Genomic DNA, 479 nt, shown 5'->3' with positions numbered 1-479 from the left:
AAAAAGAGAGGTTGTTCAAAAATTAGATTCATCAATAGAAATTATTAAAAACCAACCTGAAATATTTCCTGAATCTAAAAAAGGTAAAGGTTTAAGAAGATGTGTAATCACAAAACAAACGACTTTATATTATCGATTTAATTCCAAGAGAATCAATATTGTAACTGTATTTGACACAAGGCAAAATCCGAATAAATTGAACAAAGAAATATAAAAAACGAAAGCCCAACAATGACTATTCGGTTTTTGGGGCTTCTTCGGTTTTGGTTTCTTCTTTAACAACTGCCGTTCCCGAGTTTCCATGAGAATTTACCACCGTGAACTCTTTATTGAAATCTATGCCTATGCCCGTCATGTTTAAGTCGGGGCTATTAAATGTATAAGGGCCTTCCGTAAAAATCCATTGATTTTTTTGGTCCCAGAACAACTGGTCGGCCAATAATTGTTTCCCGTCATAGGTTTTTAGCACCACATCTCCT

The 479-nt window shown here is 34.4% G+C and carries 1 protein-coding gene and 1 pseudogene; one reads left to right on the top strand and one right to left on the bottom strand.

Going from position 1 to position 479, the window contains the following annotated elements; all coding sequences use genetic code 11:
* On the top strand, window positions 1-214 hold a 214-nt coding region (locus tag UXI14_RS18090), incomplete at its 5' end, for a type II toxin-antitoxin system RelE/ParE family toxin (RefSeq protein ID WP_335967375.1).
* A gap of 21 nt (window positions 215-235) precedes the next feature.
* On the opposite strand, the pseudogene UXI14_RS18085 reads toward UXI14_RS18090, so the two are convergent.
* Window positions 236-479, bottom strand: a pseudogene (locus UXI14_RS18085) (LPS export ABC transporter periplasmic protein LptC); the annotation flags it as partial.

The sequence above is a fragment of the Galbibacter sp. PAP.153 genome (assembly GCF_037029175.1).
Taxonomy (GTDB): domain Bacteria; phylum Bacteroidota; class Bacteroidia; order Flavobacteriales; family Flavobacteriaceae; genus Galbibacter; species Galbibacter pacificus.
This window is presented reverse-complemented; position numbering and strand designations above follow the sequence as displayed.